Source organism: Blastococcus sp. CCUG 61487, from assembly GCF_005222955.1.
Taxonomy (GTDB): domain Bacteria; phylum Actinomycetota; class Actinomycetes; order Mycobacteriales; family Geodermatophilaceae; genus Blastococcus.
The window spans coordinates 1-818 of sequence record NZ_LWUA01000270.1 but is presented as its reverse complement, the minus strand read 5'-3'; the positions used below and the strand labels follow the sequence as shown (position 1 = coordinate 818).

The window sequence follows — 818 nt, the reverse complement described above, 5'->3', positions numbered from 1 at the left end:
TGTACTGACCACGGACGTTGGTGACGACAGCGGCGTGGGTCGATGACATGAGGAAGACCTCCGAGTGAGGTGTGGAGCTGTCTAGGAACCGCTCCTCAACCCGGAGGTCTTCGTGTCCCACGCTAACGCCCTACTGACCCCGCGCGGTCGTCTGCAGCTGGCTCGTTGCGTCGTCGAGCAGGAGTGGCCGCTTCGGCGGGCGGCTGAGCGTTTCCAGGTCTCGGCGACCACCGCGGCCCGTTGGGCCGGCCGCTACCGCGAACATGGCGCCGCCGGGATGGTCGACCGTCCCAGCCGTCCGCACCGCAGTCCGCGGCGCACCCCGACCCGCCTCGAGCGGCGGATCATCAAGGTCCGCGTCCTCCGCCGCTGGGGGCCGGCACGCATCGGGTTCCTGCTGGGCGTGCATCCCTCCACGGTGCACCGGGTGCTCTCCCGCTACGGCTTGGCCAGGTTGGCGTGGCTGGACCGGGCCACCGGCCGGGTGATCCGTCGCTACGAGCACGCCGCCCCCGGCGACCTGGTGCATCTGGACGTCAAGAAGCTCGGCCGGATCCCCGACGGCGGTGGCTGGCGGGTGCACGGCCGCGCCGCCCGGCCCAACCGCAAGCGGGGATCGGGCTACGCGTTCCTGCACACCGCGCTCGATGATCACTCCCGGCTGGCCTACTCCGAGATCCTCACCGACGAGCGCAAGGAGACCGCCGCAGCGTTCTGGACTCGCGCCCACACGTACTTCACCAGCTGCGGAGTCAGCGTGAAGCGGGTGCTGACCGACAACGGCAACTGCTACCGATCCTTCGATTTCCGCGACGCCC

General features: G+C 70.0%; 1 protein-coding gene. It reads left to right on the top strand.

What is annotated here, in order from left to right:
- Positions 1-112: 112 nt before the first annotated feature.
- A partial coding sequence (locus A6V29_RS17665; protein WP_137161527.1) for an IS481 family transposase occupies positions 113-818 on the top strand: 706 nt, incomplete at its 3' end.